This is a genomic window from Paenibacillus chungangensis (genome assembly GCF_042675905.1).
Taxonomy (GTDB): Bacteria; Bacillota; Bacilli; order Paenibacillales; family Paenibacillaceae; genus Pristimantibacillus; species Pristimantibacillus chungangensis.
This window is the reverse complement of the sequence record NZ_JBHTJZ010000018.1, coordinates 24617-44841: the sequence shown is the minus strand read 5'-3', so window position 1 is coordinate 44841 and position 20225 is coordinate 24617. Positions and strand designations below refer to the sequence as shown.

Annotated in this window: 19 protein-coding genes and 1 other annotated feature; all 19 genes read left to right on the top strand. The window is 52.6% G+C overall.

Annotated features, from left to right (window positions below):
- The first annotated feature begins 2 nt into the window (after positions 1–2).
- On the top strand, positions 3–959 hold the full coding sequence (gene mraY, locus ACFQ2I_RS13010) for a phospho-N-acetylmuramoyl-pentapeptide-transferase (protein WP_377564771.1): 957 nt from the start codon (positions 3–5) through the stop codon (positions 957–959).
- A gap of 102 nt (positions 960–1061) precedes the next feature.
- Positions 1062–2510, top strand: a complete 1449-nt coding sequence (gene murD / locus ACFQ2I_RS13005) for a UDP-N-acetylmuramoyl-L-alanine--D-glutamate ligase (protein WP_377564770.1) — start codon at positions 1062–1064, stop codon at positions 2508–2510.
- A 46-nt stretch (positions 2511–2556) separates the two neighbouring features.
- Complete coding sequence (spoVE, locus tag ACFQ2I_RS13000) at positions 2557–3654, top strand: stage V sporulation protein E (RefSeq protein WP_377564768.1); 1098 nt, start codon at positions 2557–2559, stop codon at positions 3652–3654.
- Between the two features lie 249 nt (positions 3655–3903).
- Positions 3904–4809 (top strand): UDP-N-acetylmuramate dehydrogenase, encoded by a 906-nt coding sequence (gene murB / locus ACFQ2I_RS12995; protein ID WP_377564767.1) that lies wholly within the window; start codon positions 3904–3906, stop codon positions 4807–4809.
- Between the two features lie 15 nt (positions 4810–4824).
- The gene (gene murA, locus ACFQ2I_RS12990; protein ID WP_377564766.1) at positions 4825–6108 is read left to right on the top strand and encodes a UDP-N-acetylglucosamine 1-carboxyvinyltransferase; all 1284 of its coding nucleotides are present in this window, start codon (positions 4825–4827) and stop codon (positions 6106–6108) included.
- 84 nt (positions 6109–6192) lie between these two features.
- Entirely contained in the window at positions 6193–6951 is a 759-nt protein-coding gene (locus ACFQ2I_RS12985) for a cell division protein FtsQ/DivIB (RefSeq protein WP_377564765.1), read from the top strand.
- Between the two features lie 290 nt (positions 6952–7241).
- Complete coding sequence (gene ftsA / locus ACFQ2I_RS12980) at positions 7242–8483, top strand: cell division protein FtsA (protein ID WP_377564764.1); 1242 nt, start codon at positions 7242–7244, stop codon at positions 8481–8483.
- Positions 8484–8500: 17 nt separating this feature from the next.
- Positions 8501–9625, top strand: coding sequence for a cell division protein FtsZ (gene ftsZ / locus ACFQ2I_RS12975; protein WP_377564763.1), 1125 nt, complete (start codon positions 8501–8503; stop codon positions 9623–9625).
- A gap of 220 nt (positions 9626–9845) precedes the next feature.
- A complete protein-coding gene (gene spoIIGA, locus ACFQ2I_RS12970; RefSeq protein WP_377564762.1) occupies positions 9846–10757 on the top strand; it encodes a sigma-E processing peptidase SpoIIGA in 912 nt (303 codons plus the stop codon).
- Between the two features lie 35 nt (positions 10758–10792).
- Positions 10793–11515, top strand: a complete 723-nt coding sequence (gene sigE, locus ACFQ2I_RS12965) for an RNA polymerase sporulation sigma factor SigE (protein ID WP_377564760.1) — start codon at positions 10793–10795, stop codon at positions 11513–11515.
- 91 nt (positions 11516–11606) lie between these two features.
- Positions 11607–12389, top strand: a complete 783-nt coding sequence (sigG, locus tag ACFQ2I_RS12960) for an RNA polymerase sporulation sigma factor SigG (protein WP_377564759.1) — start codon at positions 11607–11609, stop codon at positions 12387–12389.
- Between the two features lie 187 nt (positions 12390–12576).
- Complete coding sequence (locus ACFQ2I_RS12955) at positions 12577–12858, top strand: YlmC/YmxH family sporulation protein (RefSeq protein ID WP_377564758.1); 282 nt, start codon at positions 12577–12579, stop codon at positions 12856–12858.
- Positions 12859–12928: 70 nt separating this feature from the next.
- Positions 12929–13777 carry a peptidoglycan editing factor PgeF gene (gene pgeF / locus ACFQ2I_RS12950; RefSeq protein ID WP_377564757.1) on the top strand — a complete coding sequence of 283 codons (849 nt, stop codon included), beginning with the start codon at positions 12929–12931 and terminating at the stop codon, positions 13775–13777.
- Between the two features lie 8 nt (positions 13778–13785).
- Positions 13786–14496: a YggS family pyridoxal phosphate-dependent enzyme gene (locus ACFQ2I_RS12945; protein ID WP_377564782.1), complete on the top strand. Its 711-nt coding sequence runs from the start codon at positions 13786–13788 to the stop codon at positions 14494–14496.
- A gap of 2 nt (positions 14497–14498) precedes the next feature.
- Positions 14499–14969, top strand: a complete 471-nt coding sequence (locus ACFQ2I_RS12940) for a cell division protein SepF (protein WP_377564756.1) — start codon at positions 14499–14501, stop codon at positions 14967–14969.
- A gap of 8 nt (positions 14970–14977) precedes the next feature.
- Positions 14978–15256: a YggT family protein gene (locus ACFQ2I_RS12935; RefSeq protein ID WP_377564755.1), complete on the top strand. Its 279-nt coding sequence runs from the start codon at positions 14978–14980 to the stop codon at positions 15254–15256.
- Between the two features lie 13 nt (positions 15257–15269).
- Positions 15270–16052: a YlmH family RNA-binding protein gene (locus ACFQ2I_RS12930; protein ID WP_377564753.1), complete on the top strand. Its 783-nt coding sequence runs from the start codon at positions 15270–15272 to the stop codon at positions 16050–16052.
- A 113-nt stretch (positions 16053–16165) separates the two neighbouring features.
- Positions 16166–16663 (top strand): DivIVA domain-containing protein, encoded by a 498-nt coding sequence (locus ACFQ2I_RS12925; RefSeq protein ID WP_377564751.1) that lies wholly within the window; start codon positions 16166–16168, stop codon positions 16661–16663.
- A gap of 50 nt (positions 16664–16713) precedes the next feature.
- Positions 16714–17017 (top strand) — a binding site (T-box leader).
- A 52-nt stretch (positions 17018–17069) separates the two neighbouring features.
- Complete coding sequence (gene ileS, locus ACFQ2I_RS12920; RefSeq protein WP_377564749.1) at positions 17070–20159, top strand: isoleucine--tRNA ligase; 3090 nt, start codon at positions 17070–17072, stop codon at positions 20157–20159.
- Positions 20160–20225: the final 66 nt, after the last annotated feature.

The following is a 20225-nucleotide window of genomic DNA, read 5'->3' as shown; positions in this document are numbered from 1 at the left end:
GAATGGACATGATGGTCATCTTATTTTCAATTGGGGTATCATTCTTATTAGCGGTGTTGCTTGGACCATTGTTCATCCCTCTGCTCAGACGATTGAAGTTCGGCCAGCAGATTCGGGACGAAGGGCCGAAGAGCCATATGAAGAAGAGCGGAACGCCGACGATGGGCGGCATTATTATTATGCTGGCGCTTATGATCGCTTTTCTGCGATTTTCGGATAAGACTCCGGAATTCTGGGTGCTGCTGACCGCTTCGCTTGGTTTTGGCCTCGTAGGCTTCCTGGACGATTACATTAAAATCGTATTCAAGCGCTCCCTTGGTCTGACCGCGAGACAAAAGCTGCTGGGTCAGCTGTTGTTCTCCATTATCGTATGCGCTCTGTTGTTCAATATGGGTCACAGTACGGAGATAACGGTGCCGGGTACGAGCTGGGGCTTCGATCTGGGATGGTTCTATTATCCCTTTGTTGTCGTTATCATGTTCGCTGCCAGCAACTCAGTCAACTTCACGGACGGACTTGACGGCCTGCTCGCGGGGACGAGCGCCATCGCCTTCGGAGCTTTCACGATAGTGGCGCTGCAAGCGTCCGCACACGAATCGGCGGTGTTCTCTGCGGCGTTAATTGGAGCCGCCCTGGGCTTTCTTGTCTTCAATGCGCATCCCGCCAAAGTGTTCATGGGCGATATGGGCTCTCTCGGCATCGGCGGCGGCATTGCGGCAGTCGCAGTGCTGACGAAGACGGAGCTTCTGCTTATCGTCATCGGCGGCGTGTTCGTACTGGAGATGCTGTCTGTTATTCTGCAGGTTGCTTCCTTCAAGCTGAGAGGCAAGCGGATATTCAAGATGAGCCCGATTCATCATCACTTCGAACTGGTGGGATGGTCGGAATGGAAGGTCGTATCTGTATTCTGGTTCGTCGGCCTGCTGTTCGCCGCGGCCGGATTAATGCTTGTTATCTGAATCTATGATATGAACTGGCCAAGCGGTTCTCTTCTCGAGAGCCGCTTCATGTGTCCATAGCATGCATAGAATGCTGAACATGTTCTGGAAAGGAATGAAGCTATGAATCGTCCAACAATGTACAAGGACAGGCATGTTGTCGTACTCGGCATGGCCAGAAGCGGCGTAAGCGTCGCGAAGCTGCTCCATCAATTGGGAGCGAAAGTGACGGTCAACGATCGCAAGGAACGAGCAGAGTGTCCTGAAGCAGAGCAATTAGAGGCGCTTGGTATTGTCGTCATATGCGGGTACCATCCCGACAATCTGGTCCATCGCGATACGGCGTTGCTTGTGAAGAATCCCGGCATTCCTTATAGCGCGCCGCCGGTTAAGGAAGCTCTTGCACAGGGGGTGGATGTCGTTACGGAAGTGGAGGTTGCCTATTGGCTGTCGAAGGCTCCGATTATCGGCATCACCGGTTCTAATGGGAAAACGACAACGACGACGATGATCGGGGAACTGCTCAGCGCTGCCGGTATGCATCCTGTCGTTGCAGGCAATATCGGAACGCCACTCTGTGAGGCGGTCGCGGATAAGTCGGAGAATCATTGGATAGTAGCCGAGCTGAGCAGCTTCCAGTTGAAAGGTACGATGGACTTCAGGCCGCGTGTAGCTCTGTTGCTCAATATATCGGAGACTCATCTGGACTATCACGGCGATATGGCGGATTATGTCGCTTCCAAGCGGAAGCTGTTCGCCAATCAACGTGACGGTGACACAGCGGTATTGAACTGGGACGATCCCGTCTGCCGGAGTATAGGCACTGAGCTGACAGCCGAGATAATGCCATTCTCACTGCATACTCGTCTGTCGTATGGCGTGTATATAGAACCGCCATACGACAGCGGAACGGGAACGAATCCGGAAGAGACCAGCGAGCCGGAACGAATGATCGTCTATCGCGATGAGCGCCTCGACAATGGAGGAGAGACGTGCATTATGCCCGTCGCCGAGCTAGGCGTGCCTGGTCGCCACAATGCGGCTAATGCGCTCGCCGCAATTGCCGCAGCACTGGCAGCCGGAGCCCCGGCAGCAGCTCTCGCAGAGCCGCTTCGCAGCTTCAGGGGTGTAGAGCATCGGCTGGAGTACGTCTGCGAACGCGGCGGTGTACGCTTCTATAACGACTCCAAAGCGACGAATCCTATGGCGACGACGATGTCGATCGGCTCGTTGGCCGCGCCAATCGTCCTGGTAGCAGGCGGGCTCGACAGAGGATCGGACTATATGGAGCTGCTGCCGATATTCCGTGATCGGCTGAGGGGACTTGTCGCACTAGGAGAGACGCGCGATAAGCTGGTCAGCGTCGCTCAGCTTGCGGGTTTAGAGCGGGTAGAATCGGTGCAACCTGAGGAGGACGCCGAGAAAACCTTGCAGCACGCCGTGCGAAAGGCTGCCGCCATGGCAGAGCCTGGGGACATCGTCTTACTGTCTCCAGCCTGCGCGAGCTGGGATATGTTCCCCTCTTATGAGCAGAGGGGCGGCATGTTTAAGAAATCGGCGCATACCATATAAGTAGGGGGCCTGTCCCTACTTCTCCATGTCAAGAGGTGTATGTGCTATGGCAAAAGCGCGATCCGCTCCCGATATTTGGCTGCTGGCTGCAATCGGGATTATTCTTTCGATTGGAATAGTGATGGTATATAGCGCAAGCGCAGTGCTTGCTTTTCACGAATACGGGGACCGATTCTACTATGTAAAGCGGCAGCTGCTGTTTGCAGGATTGGGTGTCGGTGCGTTACTATTTACAATGAACATTCATTATTCCAATTGGAAGAAGTGGGCGCCTGCAGCGCTTATTATTTGCTTCGGTCTGCTGGTAATCGTACTCATTCCCGGTGTCGGGGTAGTCAGGGGCGGCGCGCGCAGCTGGCTTGGGATCAGCTCCTTCGGCATACAGCCGTCAGAGTTTATGAAGCTGGCTATGATTCTATTTCTGGCAAAATGGTTGACGGATAAGCAGGGGACGATTACTCAGTTTACTGCTGGGCTGTTGCCTCCTCTTGGCTTTCTTGGTCTCGCCTTCGGCTTGATCATGCTTCAGCCCGACCTTGGCACGGGAGCCGTCATGGTGGGCGCTTCAGTGTTGCTTATATATACAGCCGGCGCCAGGCTGGCACATCTGGGAGCACTGGCGGGAGCGGGTGTGCTGGGCATGGTAGGACTTATACTTGCCGCCCCGTATCGACTGAAGCGTATTACCTCGTTCCTTGATCCGTGGTCCGATCCGCTGGGTGGCGGCTATCAAATCATTCAATCCTTGTTCGCCATAGGTCCCGGCGGTCTCGTCGGTCTCGGCCTTGGCATGAGCAGACAGAAGTTCAGCTACTTGCCGGAGCCTCAGACCGACTTCATCTTCTCCATATTGGCGGAGGAACTGGGCTTCATCGGCGGAGCGCTCGTTATTCTATTATTTCTCGTCGTTATCTGGCGAGGCATTCGCGTTGCAATTGCGGCGCCGGATACGTTCGGCAGTCTGCTTGCGGTCGGCATAACCGGAATTATAGGCGTGCAAGTGTTAATCAATATCGGTGTCGTCATCGGTCTGATGCCTGTCACCGGCATCACGCTGCCTCTCGTGAGTCATGGAGGCTCGTCGTTGACGCTGTTGTTGACGGCGCTGGGCATTCTGCTCAATATTTCCCGTTACGCAAGATAAATACAAAGTAATTGTGTGGATGTCCAAGGCTGCTTCGCACTTCACGGTCGTATTCCCGCAGCACATAGCTGGTACTAGCGGAGAAGAAACGATAGCTGAAATGGGCGACTGTCACACAACAGAATGCAGAGGCATATGATACTCTATATTCGTGACCGTCTTCTTATGGACGCGGATACTGGCAATATGTATGCGGCTCTAGGGCCGCCGAGGATAGGCATTCGTCGCAGACGGAGGGAGGAAATCATAGTGAAAGCAGTAATAGCGGAATTGCATGCAGCGGGAGTGGGGGAGCTTCTGGAGCATGAACCGCTCTCGAAACATACGACGTGGAAAATCGGCGGACCCGCTGATCTGATGATCCTTCCGGGTGGAGGGGAGAAGCTCGCAGACGCGATCAAAATCCTAAGAAAGCATGGCATCCCATGGACGAGTTTGGGGCGCGGTTCCAATATGCTGGTGGGCGACCGGGGCATACGCGGAGCTGTCATCAAGCCGCATAAGGGGTTGGATTACGTGCGATTTCACGGGACGGAAGTCGTTGCGGGCGCTTCGCACTCGTTTGTAACCCTGTCGGTCATGGCAGGCAAGAAAGGGTTGACCGGACTGGAATTTGCAGGGGGTATTCCGGGTTCGGTTGGCGGTGCTGTCTATATGAATGCCGGAGCACATGGTTCGGATGTGTCACGTATTTTCAAGTCTGCCGACGTTGTTCTGGAGACAGGGGAACTGGTCACTCTCGGCCGGGATGACATGCGCTTCTCATATCGCCATTCCATTCTGCAAGACATGAAGGGAATGGTAACGCAAGCCGCCTTCGAGCTGACGGAAGGAGATCGGCTGGAGATTGCTTCAGCGATGGCTTCTTACAAGGAGCGCAGGCTTAGAACGCAGCCGCTGAAGCAGGCAACGGCGGGCAGTGTATTCCGTAATCCGCCTGGCGATTACGCTGCCAGGCTAATTCAAGAAGCGGAACTGAAAGGGTTCCAGATCGGTGGAGCGCAAGTGTCTCAGCTACACGCCAATTTTATTGTGAACACCGGGCAAGCGACAGCTAGAGATGTTCTCGCCCTGATGGACCATATTCAAAGCACGGTCACGGAGCGCTTCGGCGTTGCCCTCGTGCCTGAAGTACTGGTGGTGGGCGAGCGGTAATTCGGAGGTGAGACATTGGACAAATTGGTGATTGAAGGCGGGAAACCTCTCTCAGGAACCATTGTTATCCAAGGAGCGAAAAATGCCGCCCTTCCGATATTGGCAGCCAGCTTGCTGGCGGAAGGCACAACATTCATTCACGATGTGCCCCATTTGCTCGATATCGAAGTCATGTTAAACATTTTACGCGATTTGGGATGCCGGGCAGAGCATAAAGGCGATAAGGTGTCGCTGGACACGACTTCTGCCAATCAGTCCCATGTGCCCCAGCACTTAATGAAGCAGATGCGCTCATCCATCTTTCTGATGGGTCCGCTTCTGGCCAGATTCGGAGAAACGCAAGTCTACCACCCAGGCGGCTGTGCGATCGGAGAACGCAAGATCGACCTCCATCTGCAAGGACTGGAGATGCTGGGAGCGAAGATTGAAGAGACGGGCAACCGTATTATATGCCGCGCCGACAAATTGCGGGGAGCTGATATTCATCTGAGCTTTCCAAGCGTAGGCGCAACAGAGAACATTATGATGGCTGCCGTGCTGGCCAATGGGCGTACGACGCTTACTAATGCGGCGCGGGAGCCAGAGATAATGGATCTGCAGCGGTTTCTCAATGCGATGGGCGCTAAGGTGATGGGAGCAGGCACAGACACAATCACGATAGAGGGCGTAGAGAAGTTGTACCCGTGCCGCTATACCATTATTCCGGATCGCATCGTAGCCGGGACGATTATGGTGGCTGCCGCAGCTACAAAAGGGCAGGTGACGCTGCACAATACGCAGCCGGCCCACCTGGCCTCCCTCATCCACGTTCTGAGACGGGCGGGTATTCCAATTGTGACGGACGGTGATATAATAAAGGTTAGCAGTGCTGGAAGGCTGGAGGCGGTCGAGCGAATCGTCACTGCTCCTTATCCCGCCTTTCCAACTGATCTGCAGTCTCAAGTCATGGTACTGCTGTCGCTGGCCGAAGGCGTAAGCATGATGAAGGAGACGGTATTTGAAGGACGTCTAAAGCATGTCGAAGAGCTGACTCGCATGGGCGCGGATATTCGTGTCGATAGAAATGCGGCATTCATCAGGGGCGTGCCAAGGCTGTATGGAGCAACGGTAGAGGCGACGGATCTTCGGGCAGGAGCTGCTCTCGTCATCGCGGGTCTCGCGGCTCAGGGCCGGACGGTTGTGGAACAGGTCCATCATATCGATCGAGGCTATGAGAGCATAGAGCACATGATGACATCGCTAGGTGCGAGCATGACCCGATATGCAACTATGCAGAACAAGCAATTCTATGCGCAATAGCGAAAAGGATAGAACGACAACGGCTTCCTCGCGCGACTGCCATCAAGTGAGGAAGCCGACGCATCGAGGAGAGAGGGACAAGTTATGAGCACGCAAATGCCTGTTCTAAAAGAACCCGCGCGTAAGCGCAAAGGCAAAAAAGGGCTGCTGGCTATCGTCATTTTACTATTTTTCGCCTTGCTTGCTGTCCTATTCTTCAATTCTTCCATCAGCAAAATATCTGAAATACAAATTAGCGGTTCACGATTTGCTACCAATGAGTCGATTCTGAAAGCGGCTGGCATCAAGGTAGGCGATGCATTCTTCCAATCACCATCCTCGTCGATTGCGGAAGGTGTCAAGAAGCTTCCACACGTAGAGGACGTGAAGGTAGTCAAAGTGTTCCCGGGCATTGTCAAGATGACGATTCAGGAATATCCTGTCGTGGCCTATGAGCTGGCGCCAGAGGGCGGGTTGATAGCGCTCTTGTCGAGCGGAACGAGCGCAGTGGTCACGGACGAGCGGCAGACGCTTGTGGACAAGCCCATTCTGACGGGGTGGAAGGAGAATGATCCCGTGAAGAAGGAACTGACGAAGCAACTGGCTCTCATCCCGGAGAAGCAACTGGCGGATTTGTCGGAGATATCCCCGGTACCTTCCAAGGCTTACCCCGACCGCATTCGCATGTACACGCGCACGAAGTTCGAGGTTATTACAGCAGTATCGGTGCTGCCGGACAAGATCGATGCGCTTCATGCGGTGATCGAGCATCAGGAGCCTGGCAAAATTACGATGCTGCTGGCGGACACGTACGTGCCTTTTAACACCGATGGAGCGGAAGAGAGTCCTGCTAATGTGGATTAGCATAAAAATGTTCGTACTTATGATGAAATTCTAAGCAAAAAGATACTACTCAATACACGCAAAGAATGGTAGAATTTTAGATACCCTAAAACGGGGTATCAGGCGATAGCAGCGAGAAGAGACGAAGGTGATAAAAGCCGGTGCGACCGTATTCGACAAGGGATGAATCGTTTCATAAAAATTTGTTGAAAAAAGAGGGAAATTATTAATAGCGTTGAATATGTAGATAGACTTAATCATGATACAACATTAATTGCACTCAATATTATCGGAAACGGAGGTGCCGCGAGTTGAGCAGCAATGACATCATCGTAAGTTTGGACATCGGTACATCCAAGGTTCGAGCTATTATTGGCGAGATGAATGGTGGCGCCATTAATATTATTGGAGTTGGATCTGCTGATTCGGAAGGCATACGCAAGGGAGCAATCGTCGACATAGATCAAACCGTACAATCGATCCGCAATGCCGTTGAGCATGCCGAGCGCATGGTAGGCATTCAAATATCTGATGTATATGTAGGCATCCAGGGCAATCATATCGGATTACAGACGAATCGTGGTGTGGTAGCCGTATCCAATGAGGATCGAGAAATCGGTGAAGAGGATATCGAGCGGGTGCTGCAAGCGGCCAAAGTTGTCGCGTTGCCGCCGGAACGCGAGATTATCAATCTCGTTCCGAAGCAGTATCTGGTAGACGGCCTTGAGGGCATCTCGGATCCCCGGGGCATGATTGGCGTAAGGCTGGAAGTGGAAGCGACAATTGTGACTGGCACGAAGACGGCTATACATAATTTGATGCGCTGTGTGGAGAAAGCAGGACTTCGTATTTCCGGCGTTATTCTGCTGTCGCTCGCTTCCGGGGTCATGTCGCTGACAAAAGATGAGAAGATGGTTGGGACCGCTCTGATTGATCTGGGCGCGAGCTCCTGTACAATCGCCATCTATGAACAAGGTGGACTGTCAGCCATTACGACATTGCCGATCGGCGGAGAGTTCGTCACGAACGATATTGCTTACGGGCTCAGGACGCAGAGCGATCAAGCGGAGAAATTCAAGCTAAAGTATGGCTGCGCCCGTGTGGAAGACGGGGCGGAAGATGTAAGATTCAAGGTGACCCGCATGGGCAGCAATCTGGAGAAGGAATTCTCCCAGAGCGATCTGGCCAGCATTATCGAGCCGCGCATGCAGGAGATATTCCATCTGATCTCACAAGAAATACATACTATGGGCTACGGCGACAAGGTTAACGGGTATGTGCTTACCGGAGGAGGGGTATCTCTTCCGGGAACGCTTCAGCTTGCTCAAGGCGAGCTGGAATCATCCGTTCGTATTGCTACGCCTGATTATATCGGTGTGAAGGATCCCTCCTACAGCAGCGGTGTAGGGATGATACAGTATGTATCGAAGTATATGGGAGCAAGAGGAGCCGGTTCTGTGAAGAAAGCATCAAGCCGCAAAGCGGGTCCCGCAGCTTCATCTAAACCCGGTATGTTCGAGCGGATTAAAAATATGTTTAATGAATTCATTTGACTGGGGGACTATGAGAGATGTTGGAATTCGACCTGGAGCTTGAACAGCTCGCACAGATAAAGGTAATAGGCGTAGGCGGAGGCGGCAGCAATGCCGTCAATCGAATGATTGAGAACGGCGTGCAGGGAGTGGAATTCATTACGGTCAATACGGATGCGCAAGCGCTGCATCTGGCCAAGTCGGAGCACAAGCTGCAAATCGGGGATAAACTGACCCGCGGTCTGGGAGCGGGCGCTAATCCGGAAGTGGGCAAGAAAGCCGCTGAAGAATCCCGCGATATAATCATGAATCAGCTAAAGGGTTCCGATATGGTGTTCGTGACGGCTGGCATGGGTGGCGGTACAGGCACCGGAGCAGCGGCCGTTATTGCTGAGATAGCCAAGGAATGCGGAGCATTGACGGTAGGCGTCGTAACTCGCCCGTTCACGTTCGAGGGTCGAAAGCGTTCCGCCCAGGCAGAAATCGGTATCGAGGCGCTTAAGGAGAAGGTCGATACACTGATCGTCATTCCCAACGACCGCTTGCTGGAGATCGTGGACAAGAAGACGCCGATGCTGGAGGCGTTCCGCGAAGCGGACAATGTGCTTCGACAAGCGGTGCAAGGCATATCCGATCTGATAGCCGTGCCTGGTCTGATCAATCTGGACTTCGCTGACGTAAAGACGATTATGACGGAACGCGGTTCCGCACTGATGGGAATCGGCGAAGCGACTGGCGAGAGCCGTGCGGCGGAAGCGGCTAGGAAGGCGATTATGAGTCCGCTGCTTGAGACATCAATCGACGGCGCTCGCGGCGTGATCATGAACATTACAGGCGGTACGAATCTATCGCTGTACGAAGTGAACGAAGCGGCAGAGATTGTCATATCCGCTTCTGATCCGGATGTGAACATGATCTTCGGCGCTATCATCGACGAGAACTTGAAGGACGAGATTAAGGTGACGGTGATCGCCACCGGCTTTGAAGCTAGAGCTGCTATGTCTGAGCAGCGCCGCACCGGCGGTGGGACGATGGAACAGGGTGAATCCAAGCCGACACAATCGGCCGGTTCCTCCAACGTGAAGCCGTTCGGTACAGGTCTTTCCAGCGATCAGCTGGAGATACCGGCATTTTTGCGTAAGCCACCACGCGGCGACAGATAGAGGATTAGACGCATGATCCCACCTCCCCGGCATTGCCGGGGAGGTTTTCGCACATCCAGAGCTTGTTTTGTCAGGTTCCCCTCACTAACTCATTGAGGGGCTATTTGTCATGGGCGAGAAGTCGACAAAAAAAGAGTGGGCGTGACGTCATAAATAGACAGACTTTGAAATAGGATTGCCATATACTAGTTTCAATCGTTCTCCCAAGGGGTTCTTTATTTTGTATATTGACATTTTGTTTCTGCGCGAGTTGCTGCTCGACGGCGTGATTCTGCTTACGACAGCATGGGTTCGACGCAGCAGACCGAATCCGTTCCGTATTCTTGCCGCTGCAGCATTCGGCGCCTGCTATGTTGTACTTATGCTTTTTCCACCGTTGTCATTCCTGTTTACTGTCGTCGTGAAGGTCATCATTTCACTTGCCATGCTGTGGATCGCTTTCGGGTTTCATTCGCTGCAGCATTTTTTGAGGACGATAGGAGCGTTCTATAGCGTCAACTTCGTAGCCGCCGGAGCGATTCTTGGTAGTTATTATTTGTTCATGCAGGGCTCGGGAGAGGTTTGGAGAACGATATCTTTCGCCGACGGCAGTGTTCAAGCGGAAGTGAAGTTTGGTTTTTTTTATTTCATCGCTGCGTTCAGTATAGGGCTATATATCTATCGCACTGTCTTGACGCAAAAAAGGGAACGGGAGCTGGTGCACACTCATTTGGCAAATGTAAAAGTAATGATAGACGATCTATGTTGGGAATGCACCGGTCTAATCGATACCGGCAATCAATTGTACGACCCGCTGTCTCGTACGCCGGTGATGATTATGGAAGCATCCAGTTGGCAAGACGAATTGCCTGCCTCATGGCTGAAGAGTATTCAGGAGTCGCAAGTAGACCGTCTGGTTGCAGGACTCCACGACGAGCCCTTCAAGTGGCAGGAGCGTCTGCGTCTGATCCCATATCGCGGCGTGAATCGCGGATCGCAATTCATGTTGGCATTAAAGCCGGATAAGGTCAAAATTACAAGAGAGGGCATCGTGTATGAGACACACAAGGTACTAATCGGTTTGGACGGCGGCAAGCTTGCATCAGACGGTGCATATCAAGCGATAATCCATCCGTCAATGGTACAAACGTAACAAGGCATGCACAATTCATCGGGGAGGGATGGGCCATGCTCGTCAAGTATAAACTGCTTTTTCAATTATTTTATTACCGTGTATTATTTTTATTCGGGCTCAAGAGCGAAGAAATTTATTATATCGGCGGAAGCGAAGCGCTGCCCCCTCCGCTTACCCGGGAAGAAGAAGATTACTTGCTGCAGAAGCTGCCATCCGGCGATGCTGCGATTCGCGCCATGCTCATTGAACGGAATCTTCGGTTGGTCGTCTATATCGCTCGCAAGTTCGAGAATACAGGCATCCATATTGAGGATTTGGTATCCATTGGCGCAATCGGATTGATAAAGGCGGTGAATACCTTCGATCCGGAGAAGAAGATCAAGCTGGCTACCTATGCGTCTCGATGTATTGAGAACGAAATTCTGATGTACCTTCGGCGCAATAATAAAACGAGAACGGAAGTTTCCTTCGATGAGCCGCTAAATATTGATTGGGACGGAAATGAGCTTCTTCTGTCGGATGTGCTGGGAACGGAAAACGACACAATCTATCGCAATATCGAGGAGCAAGTGGACAGAAAGCTGCTGCATAAGGCGCTGGAGAAGCTGTCTGAACGGGAACGTATCATTATGGAGCTTCGATTCGGTCTGGCAGATGGTGAAGAAAAGACTCAGAAGGATGTAGCGGATATGCTTGGTATATCACAATCGTATATTTCCCGGTTGGAGAAACGTATTATCAAGCGTCTGCGTAAGGAGTTTAACAAGATGGTGTAGCACACGAATGTCGAACCCTGTCATTCAGAGAATAAAATACGTGCCCCGGGAGATAATGTACATTAATGTTTCTCCTTGGGAGGTAATCACGTTGACCCGTAATAAAGTCGAGATCTGTGGTGTGGATACCGCGAAACTGCCTGTACTGACCAATGTTGAAATGCGAGAACTGTTTACGGCATTGCAAACCCGAGGCGAGTGGGCAGCAAGAGAGAAATTAGTGAACGGCAACTTGCGGCTTGTACTTAGTGTCATTCAGCGCTTCAACAATAGAGGAGAATTTGTAGACGATCTGTTCCAGGTCGGCTGCATCGGACTTATGAAGGCGATCGATAATTTCGACTTGAGTCAGAACGTCAAATTTTCCACTTATGCCGTTCCCATGATTATCGGGGAAATCCGCCGTTACTTACGGGATAACAATCCCATACGCGTATCGCGCAGTCTTCGGGACATTGCCTACAAGGCATTACAGGTACGCGATAGTCTGACGAACAAAAATTCGCGTGAACCGACGATTTTCGAAATATCGGAGGCGCTTAATGTACCGAAAGAAGACGTCGTCTTCGCGCTTGATGCGATTCAGGACCCTGTGTCGCTGTTCGAGCCGATCTACCACGACGGAGGAGATCCCATCTATGTCATGGACCAGATCAGCGACGAACGCAATAAGGATGTCTCGTGGATAGAGGAGATTGCACTGCGCGAGGCGATGCACAAGCTGAATGAGCGGGAGAAGATGATCCTGTCCATGCGCTTCTTCGAAGGGAAGACGCAGATGGAGGTAGCTGACGAGATCGGCATCTCGCAGGCGCAAGTATCCCGTCTGGAGAAGTCTGCTATTGGGCAGATGCAGAAGCATGTGAAGACTTGAATGGAACAAGAGGCCGAGGCTTCCCGCTCGTGGAGGCCTCTTTTTCGTTGTTAAAAAGTATAGTTCCAGGTTGTTCTGGTGTGATTGAGTAATTTTCAAAGGGCAGGACATTTTGGGCGAATGGCACATATAGTAATAATAAGAGCTTGGGAAGGGATATTATTCTGCAGAAAAGTGGTGGTCTCTTATGAAAATATCCGATTTTCAAACGAAGGACGTCATTAATATAGTGGATGGCAAGCGGCTCGGGCAAGTGACGGACTTGGAACTTGACTTGCGGCATGGCCGCATCGATTCCATCGTCGTGCCCCAGTATGCCAAAATGTTCGGGCTGTTCGGAAGCGCAGGTACAGAGGTTGTCATTCCCTGGCAAAATATTGTGAAGATCGGGACGGATGTTGTATTGGTGCGGCTGGATGAGAGGGTACAGCTTAAAGGAGACGCTGACGATTTGCACATGAACCCCTGACAGGCTAAACTGATAGAACAAGCGTGCGAATTAATGGAATTCACAGCGCACTAGTGACAGAGGTGAGAGGATGGAACCATTCCAAGCGTCAAGTTCATCATTGCCTTCGCTTTTTTTGATACCGGCTTGGAAGCAAGTTGACAGCCGGCTAACCGCGGGATTCACCGGACGTCAGGGCGGGGTAAGCCGAGAGCCGTGGAACAGCAATAATATGGGGTTGCATGTGGGGGATCAAGCGGACGACGTGATACGCAATCGCAAGCTTCTAGCTCACAGCATTGGTTGGTCTTTCGAGGCATGGACTTGCGCAGAGCAGGTGCACGGCTGTGAGGTGCGCAAGGTGACACGGGAGGAGCGGGGGAAGGGCCGCACGCTTCATGCGGATGCCATTCAGGGAGCAGACGCTATTATGACGAATGAGCGGGGAGTTCTGCTTGCTTCCTATTACGCGGATTGCGTTCCGCTTTATTTCTATGACGGGGAGAACGGAGCCGTTGCGCTGGCGCATGCCGGCTGGAGAGGCACAGTAGCATCCATCGCTTCAGAGACTGTACAGGCGATGCGAGAGGCTTACGGCACGAAGCCGCAGTCGATTCGGGCAGCCATCGGTCCTTCGATCGGCTCTTGCTGCTATGAAGTTGACGGTCCTGTTATCTCGGCTGCTGATGCCGTCATGCGTGAGCTTGGATTCCGTCATGAGACGGCCGAATCATGCCTCGATCGGCTCATCGGTGAGAAAGCTAACATAAACTTGAAAGAATTGAACCGACAGATTATGATAAAAGCAGGAATTTTGCCGAGTCATATCGAAATAAGCAAATGGTGCACAAGCTGCCGGAGGGACTTGTTCTTCTCCCATCGGGCGGATGGCGGCCGCACAGGCAGAATGGTTAGCTGGATCGGCTTATCGGAAAGGTGAATGAAATGATGAATTTGCAGGAACGAATGCAAGCTGTAGAAGAGCGAATAGCGGCAGCTGCCGAGCGATCGGGGCGGCAGAGGGATGAGATCTCCGTTATCGCCGTAACGAAGTATGTATCGCTGGCTGCAGCCGAAGAGGCGTTAGAGCTCGGACTGGAACATCTGGGAGAGAACCGCTGGCAGCACGCTGAGCAGAAGTGGCGCGCTTTGAGCGGGGATGAGGAACGACAGGGGAAGAAGCCGGTGTGGCACTTTATCGGCTCCTTGCAGACCAATAAAGTGAAAGACGTTGTTGGAAAGTTCCAATACATCCATTCCTTGGACAGGCTTTCGCTCGCAGAAGCTATACATAAGCAAGCAATCAAGCTTGGCATCATTGTTCCGTGCTTTATTCAAGTCAATGTTTCCGGCGAGTCTTCCAAGCATGGCATGAACCGGGAAGACGTGCATGAATTCATACAATGTCTTAGCGATTACCCCGCCGTGAAGCCGATCGGATTAATGACGATGGCGCCGTTCGAATCTCAACCGGAAGCGTGTAGAGAGGTATTCCGCTCACTCAGGCGGCTGCGTGATGAGATAGAGGCTCGTTACGGCGAAGGCTGCGGCATTCGCCACCTGTCAATGGGCATGTCCAACGACTTTGAGGTTGCCATCGAAGAAGGAGCTACATGGATACGGCTTGGAACCATCCTAATGGGGAAAGAGGAGGAATGAGCGTGAGCGTAATGAATCGATTTATGAACTTCCTGGGGTTGCAAGAGGAAGAGGAAGTGGTCGAGCGCCAACGTGTGCCGCAAGACGAGGAGCAAGAGGCTGAGATGACTCCCTTTGAAGCGCGTAAACATGCCAAAAGCCAATCTTCGGGGGCGCATGGAAGCAATGTTGTCAGCATCCATTCGCAGAAAAATATGCGTGTTGTGCTAAGTGAGCCGCGTTCCTACGACGAAGCGCAGGAAATTGCCGATCATCTCCGATCTCGCCGAGCCGTGATCGTCAATTTGCAAAGGGTCCGCAGCGACTTGGCGCTGCGAATTGTTGATTTCTTAAGCGGGACAGTGTACGCTTTAAGCGGCAGCATCTCCAAGCTCGGACCTCAAATTTTTCTGTGCACGCCTGATTCGGTGGAAATTCAAGGCGCCATAACGGAAATGCTGGCGGAAGAGCACGATTACAACAAAATGAGGTGACCTAAGGTTTGGAATACTATATTCTGGAATTTGTTCGTTATGCTTTAGACATCTATACCTACATGATCATTGGCTACGTCCTGCTGTCCTGGTTCCCCAATGCGCGCGAAAGCCAGATCGGGCAGTTGCTTGCGAAGGTTGTGGAGCCTTACTTGAGCATATTCCGCAAGTTTATCCCGCCCATCGGCGGCGTGCTGGATCTGTCGCCCATTATTGCGATCTTTGCCCTGAATTTCATCAAGCTGGGATTATATTCGGTGCTTGGATTCCTTCTGGGCGTAGGTTAAGGAAGATAACGATATGAAATCAACCCTATACGAGCATTTCCATCCCGAGGAGAAGCCCTTTATTGATCGGGCGGAGGAATGGATTGAGCGGTCCGCGCAGCTTCACGAGCTGCGGCGGACCGATTTTTTGGACCCCAGACAAGGGGAGATCGTTACTATGCTGGCGAACCGCAACGGCGATGTGACGGTCAGGCTGGAAGGTGGACATCCCGGAGCGGAGCGGAAGCGGGCGATTATTGCGCCGGATTACAGGCATCTGGAGGACGAACCGCCGGGAATCGCCGTATTGGAAGTGACTGCTCCTGGGACGAGCTTCTCCGCATTGGATCATGGCGATTTCCTTGGCGCAATACTTGGGCTGGGCGTGAAGCGGGATTGTATAGGCGACATTCATCCCCATGACAGCTTTTGTCACATTCTCGTGACGGAGGAGATGGCGGACTATACGCTTATCCACCTTCGTCAAGTGCATCGCACCCATGTGCTGACAGAATTGCTGCCGCTGGAGAAGCTGAAGCCGGCTCAGCAGAAGCTGGAGGAGACAAGTCTGTCCGTCGCCTCCATGAGACTTGACGGCATAGCGAGCGATGTGTATAGGATGGGCCGATCCAAGGTGGTTGATCCGATACGTGCTGGAAGATGCAAGGTGAACTGGCGAACGGAGGAGAATCCTTCGACGCTCCTTCGCGAAGGCGATGTCGTATCCATGAAGGGGCTGGGCCGGTTCAAGGTGCTGCATGTGGACGGTATGACAAAAAAAGGCAAAATACGGCTGGCCATCGGCAAATTTATTTAATTGTCAGCAGGAAAAATGCTCATCCCTGTCGAATGAGTCATCTCAGAAGACAGCGCTTGCTCAGGGAAGCCGTTGTAATAGAGGAATGGACCAAGTCTATAGGAGGTGCGCCAATGCCGCTTACGCCATTGGACATACATAACAAGGAATTTTCGCGTCGCTTGCGGGGTTACGACGAGGATGAAGTGAATGAGTTTTTGGATCAGGTCATCAAAGATTATGAAGCGCTCATTCGCGAGAATAAAGAGCTGCAAAACAATATGCTAACGCTTCAGGAAAAGCTGAATCACTTCTCCAATATCGAAGAAACACTCAGCAAGACGATTATTGTGGCGCAAGAAGCTGCGGATGAAGTGCGTAACAATGCCAAGAAGGAAGCGCAGCTGATTATCAAGGAAGCGGAAAAAAATGCCGACCGCATCGTGAACGATTCCTTAAGCAAGTCCCGCAAAATTGCTCTAGAGGTGGAGGAACTGAAGAAGCAGGCTTCTATCTATCGGGCAAGATTCCGCACGCTTGTGGAAGCGCAGCTTGAATTGCTGTCGCAGGACAGCTGGGAATCACTCGATAATTCGGACGAGAGTGCCAGACATGAGCTGCTGCGGGGCTGATTTGACAAGAAACGGACAATTGCGTTATAACTAATATCAATCATTACATTTCACTTTCGTCGACGAGAACGAGTACGCTTAGACTCATTCCCCAGAGAGCCGGTCATCGCTGAAAGCCGGTGTGTGAGCTATTGCGGAATATCATCTCCGAGAAGCGAAGCGGAACGCCATATTGCATGGTCAGTAAGCTTCGACGGCATTCCCCCGTTACCGGGAACACGAATCCATGGCGGTTCGTGACCAGAGCGCCGCATGGCGAATAGTCGCTTGCATAGCGATGAATTCACCGCTTCTATTGAAGCGGGACACGCATGCGGAACAAGGGTGGTAACGCGAGCAGACCTCGTCCCTTTATTAAGGGGCGGGTTTTTTTTATTTTTTTAAATACTGGAAGGAGTTATGAGAGATGCAGCGTGTAGATGTGAAGGAACGCGCACGCAGCCGTGAGCTGCGGATACTGAAGCAGTGGCAAGAAGAGGACACATTCAAGCAGTCCATCGCCAACCGAGAAGGAAAGCCGAATTTTGTATTCTACGAAGGACCTCCTACCGCTAACGGTGCGCCTCATATCGGCCATGCGTTGGGCAGGGTAATCAAGGATTTCATCTGTCGGTACAAGACGATGGCCGGTTATCGGGTCGTGCGCAAAGCAGGCTGGGATACCCATGGCTTGCCCGTGGAGCTGGGTGTGGAGAAGCAACTAGGCATCTCAGGGAAGCAGGAGATCGAGAACTACGGTGTGGAAGCGTTCGTGAAAAAATGCAAGGACAGTGTGTTCGAGTATGAAAAACAGTGGCGCGAGCTGACGGAAGCGATCGGCTACTGGACGGATCTCGACAATCCTTATATTACGCTGAAAAATGAATACATCGAAAGCGTCTGGCATATTCTATCCAGCATTCATGAGAAGGGCTTGTTGTATCGCGGACACCGCGTCAGCCCGTATTGTCCTTGCTGCCAGACGACGCTCAGCTCGCATGAGGTCGCGCAAGGCTATGAGGATGTGAAGGATCTCAGCGCAACGGCAAAATTCAAGCTGGCGGAATCCGGCGATTATATTCTGGCATGGACGACGACGCCATGGACGCTGCCAGCCAATGTAGCGCTTGCCGTTCATGCGGAGCTGGAGTATGTGCGCGCGCGTAAGGACGGAGAAGTGTACATTGTGGCGAAAAATCTGGCGGAGGATGTGCTGAAGGAGGGATATGAGATCCTCTCCGTGCTGACGGGTAAAGAGCTTGTCGGTCAGGCTTACGAGCCGCCGTTCCGCTATGTGCCGATTGAGAAGGGACACATCGTCATTGCCGGTGAGTTCGTCAGCGATACGAGCGGTACGGGCATCGTGCATATTGCTCCCGCACACGGCGAGGACGACTACAGGGTGGCGCGGCAGAATGGTATAAGCATGCTTAGCGTCGTCAATAACGCTGGCCGTTACGACGAGGCGGTAACGGATCTGGCCGGCCGCTTCGTCAAGGATTGCGACGTGGACATTGTGAAGATGCTCAGCGAGAAGGGGCTACTGTATGCGAAGGAGCGCTATGAGCATAGCTATCCGTTCTGCTGGCGCTGTAAGTCTCCGCTGCTCTATTACGCGACGGAGAGCTGGTTCATCGAGACGACGGCTGTGAAGGAGCAGCTGATTGCCAATAACAATGGCGTAGACTGGTATCCTGGTCATATCCGCGAAGGCCGCTTCGGCAAATTCCTGGAGGATCTTGTCGACTGGAACATCAGCCGCAATCGCTACTGGGGAACGCCGCTTAACGTATGGATATGCGAAGCGACAGGCAAGCAATATGCGCCGGGCAGCATAGCGGATCTGAGAGCGCGCGCAGTCGGCGAAGTCGCTGAGGACATCGAGCTGCATAAGCCTTATGTGGACGATATCGTGCTGAAGAGCCCGTTCCAGGAAGGCGCGGTCATGAGACGCACCCCGGAAGTGATCGATGTATGGTTCGACAGCGGGTCCATGCCATTCGCCCAGCATCATCATCCGTTCGAGAATGAAGAGGAATTCACGCAGCAGTACCCGGCGGACATCATATGTGAAGGCATCGATCAGACACGTGGCTGGTTCTTCAGCCTGCTGGCCGTATCGACGCTGTACAATGGGAAGGCGCCTTATAAAGCTGTCATCTCCACAGGCCATATTCTGGATGAGAACGGCCAGAAGATGTCGAAGTCCAAGGGCAATGTGATCGACCCGTGGGAGATCATTAACGAATTCGGCACAGATGCGTTCCGCTGGGCGTTGCTTGGAGACAGCGCGCCATGGAACAGCAAGCGCTTCTCGCGCGGAATTGTCGGCGAAGCGAAGTCCAAAGTAATCGACACGATCGTCAATACACATGCGTTCTTTACGCTCTACGCATCCATCGACGGTTACGATTACAAGCAGCACGGTGAAGCGAAGCCGACCGGCAAGCTGGACCGCTGGATCACATCGCGTCTCAACAGCCTGATCAAGACGGTAACCAAAGGATTGGATGCCAACGACTTCTTGAATCCGGCCAAGGCGATTGAAGAATTCGTCGATGAGATGAGTAACTGGTATATTAGACGCTCCCGCGACCGCTTCTGGGGAAGCGGCTTGACCGAAGACAAGGTAGCCGCATACGGCACGTTGCGCCAAGTGCTGCTGACGCTGGCCCGCTTGATGGCACCGTATACGCCGATGCTGTCCGAAGACGTCTATCGCAATCTTGGAGGTGAGCGAAGCGTTCACCTTGCGGATTATCCGACCGTAGACGAAGGAATGATCGACCAGGAGCTGGAGCGCGACATGGAAAGCGCGCGGACCATCGTCGAGCTTGCGCGCAACGTTCGCAACGAAACTTCAATCAAGACGCGTCAGCCCTTGTCGGAGCTCATTGTATCGTTGGATCGGGAGTTCGCTATTGAAGAATATGAGGCTATTATTAAGGATGAGATCAATGTCAAATCCATCAAGGTGGAGACATCCGACAGCGGATTTGTTGATTTCAGCTTGAAGCTTAATCTGAAGCTGGCCGGACGTAAATACGGGAAGCTGGTGTCGCCGATCCAGAATGCGCTCAAAGCTCTGACAGCCCAAGAGGCCGCTGCAATCGTACGAGGCGGTTCGTTCCGCTTCGATTCGCCGGAAGAATCGAAGGACATCGCGATTGAGGAGCTGCTTGTGGAGAAGCAAGCGAAGAGTGGATTCGCTTCCGCGTCGGGGAACGGCATGACAGTTGCCCTCAATACGGAAATTACGCCGGAGCTGGAGCAAGAAGGCTGGGTGCGCGAAGTGATTCGCGCCGTTCAGGATACGAGGAAGAAGCTGGATCTGCCGATCGAGAAGCGAATCGACCTCGTACTGGATGTTGACTCCGTCTTGGAGGCTGCGCTTGCCTCCTTCGAAGACGTGCTGAAGGACAACGTGCTGGTGCGCAGCGTCGCTTACCAGTCAGTAGGAGGAATGGAGCGCGTCGCGCTAGGTGACAAAGAAATCGGCATTTTCATCAAGAAATAGGGATATAGTATAGAAATAAGCCCGCCCGCCATGCCGGCGAAACGGGCTTATTTCCGTAGAGTGGCA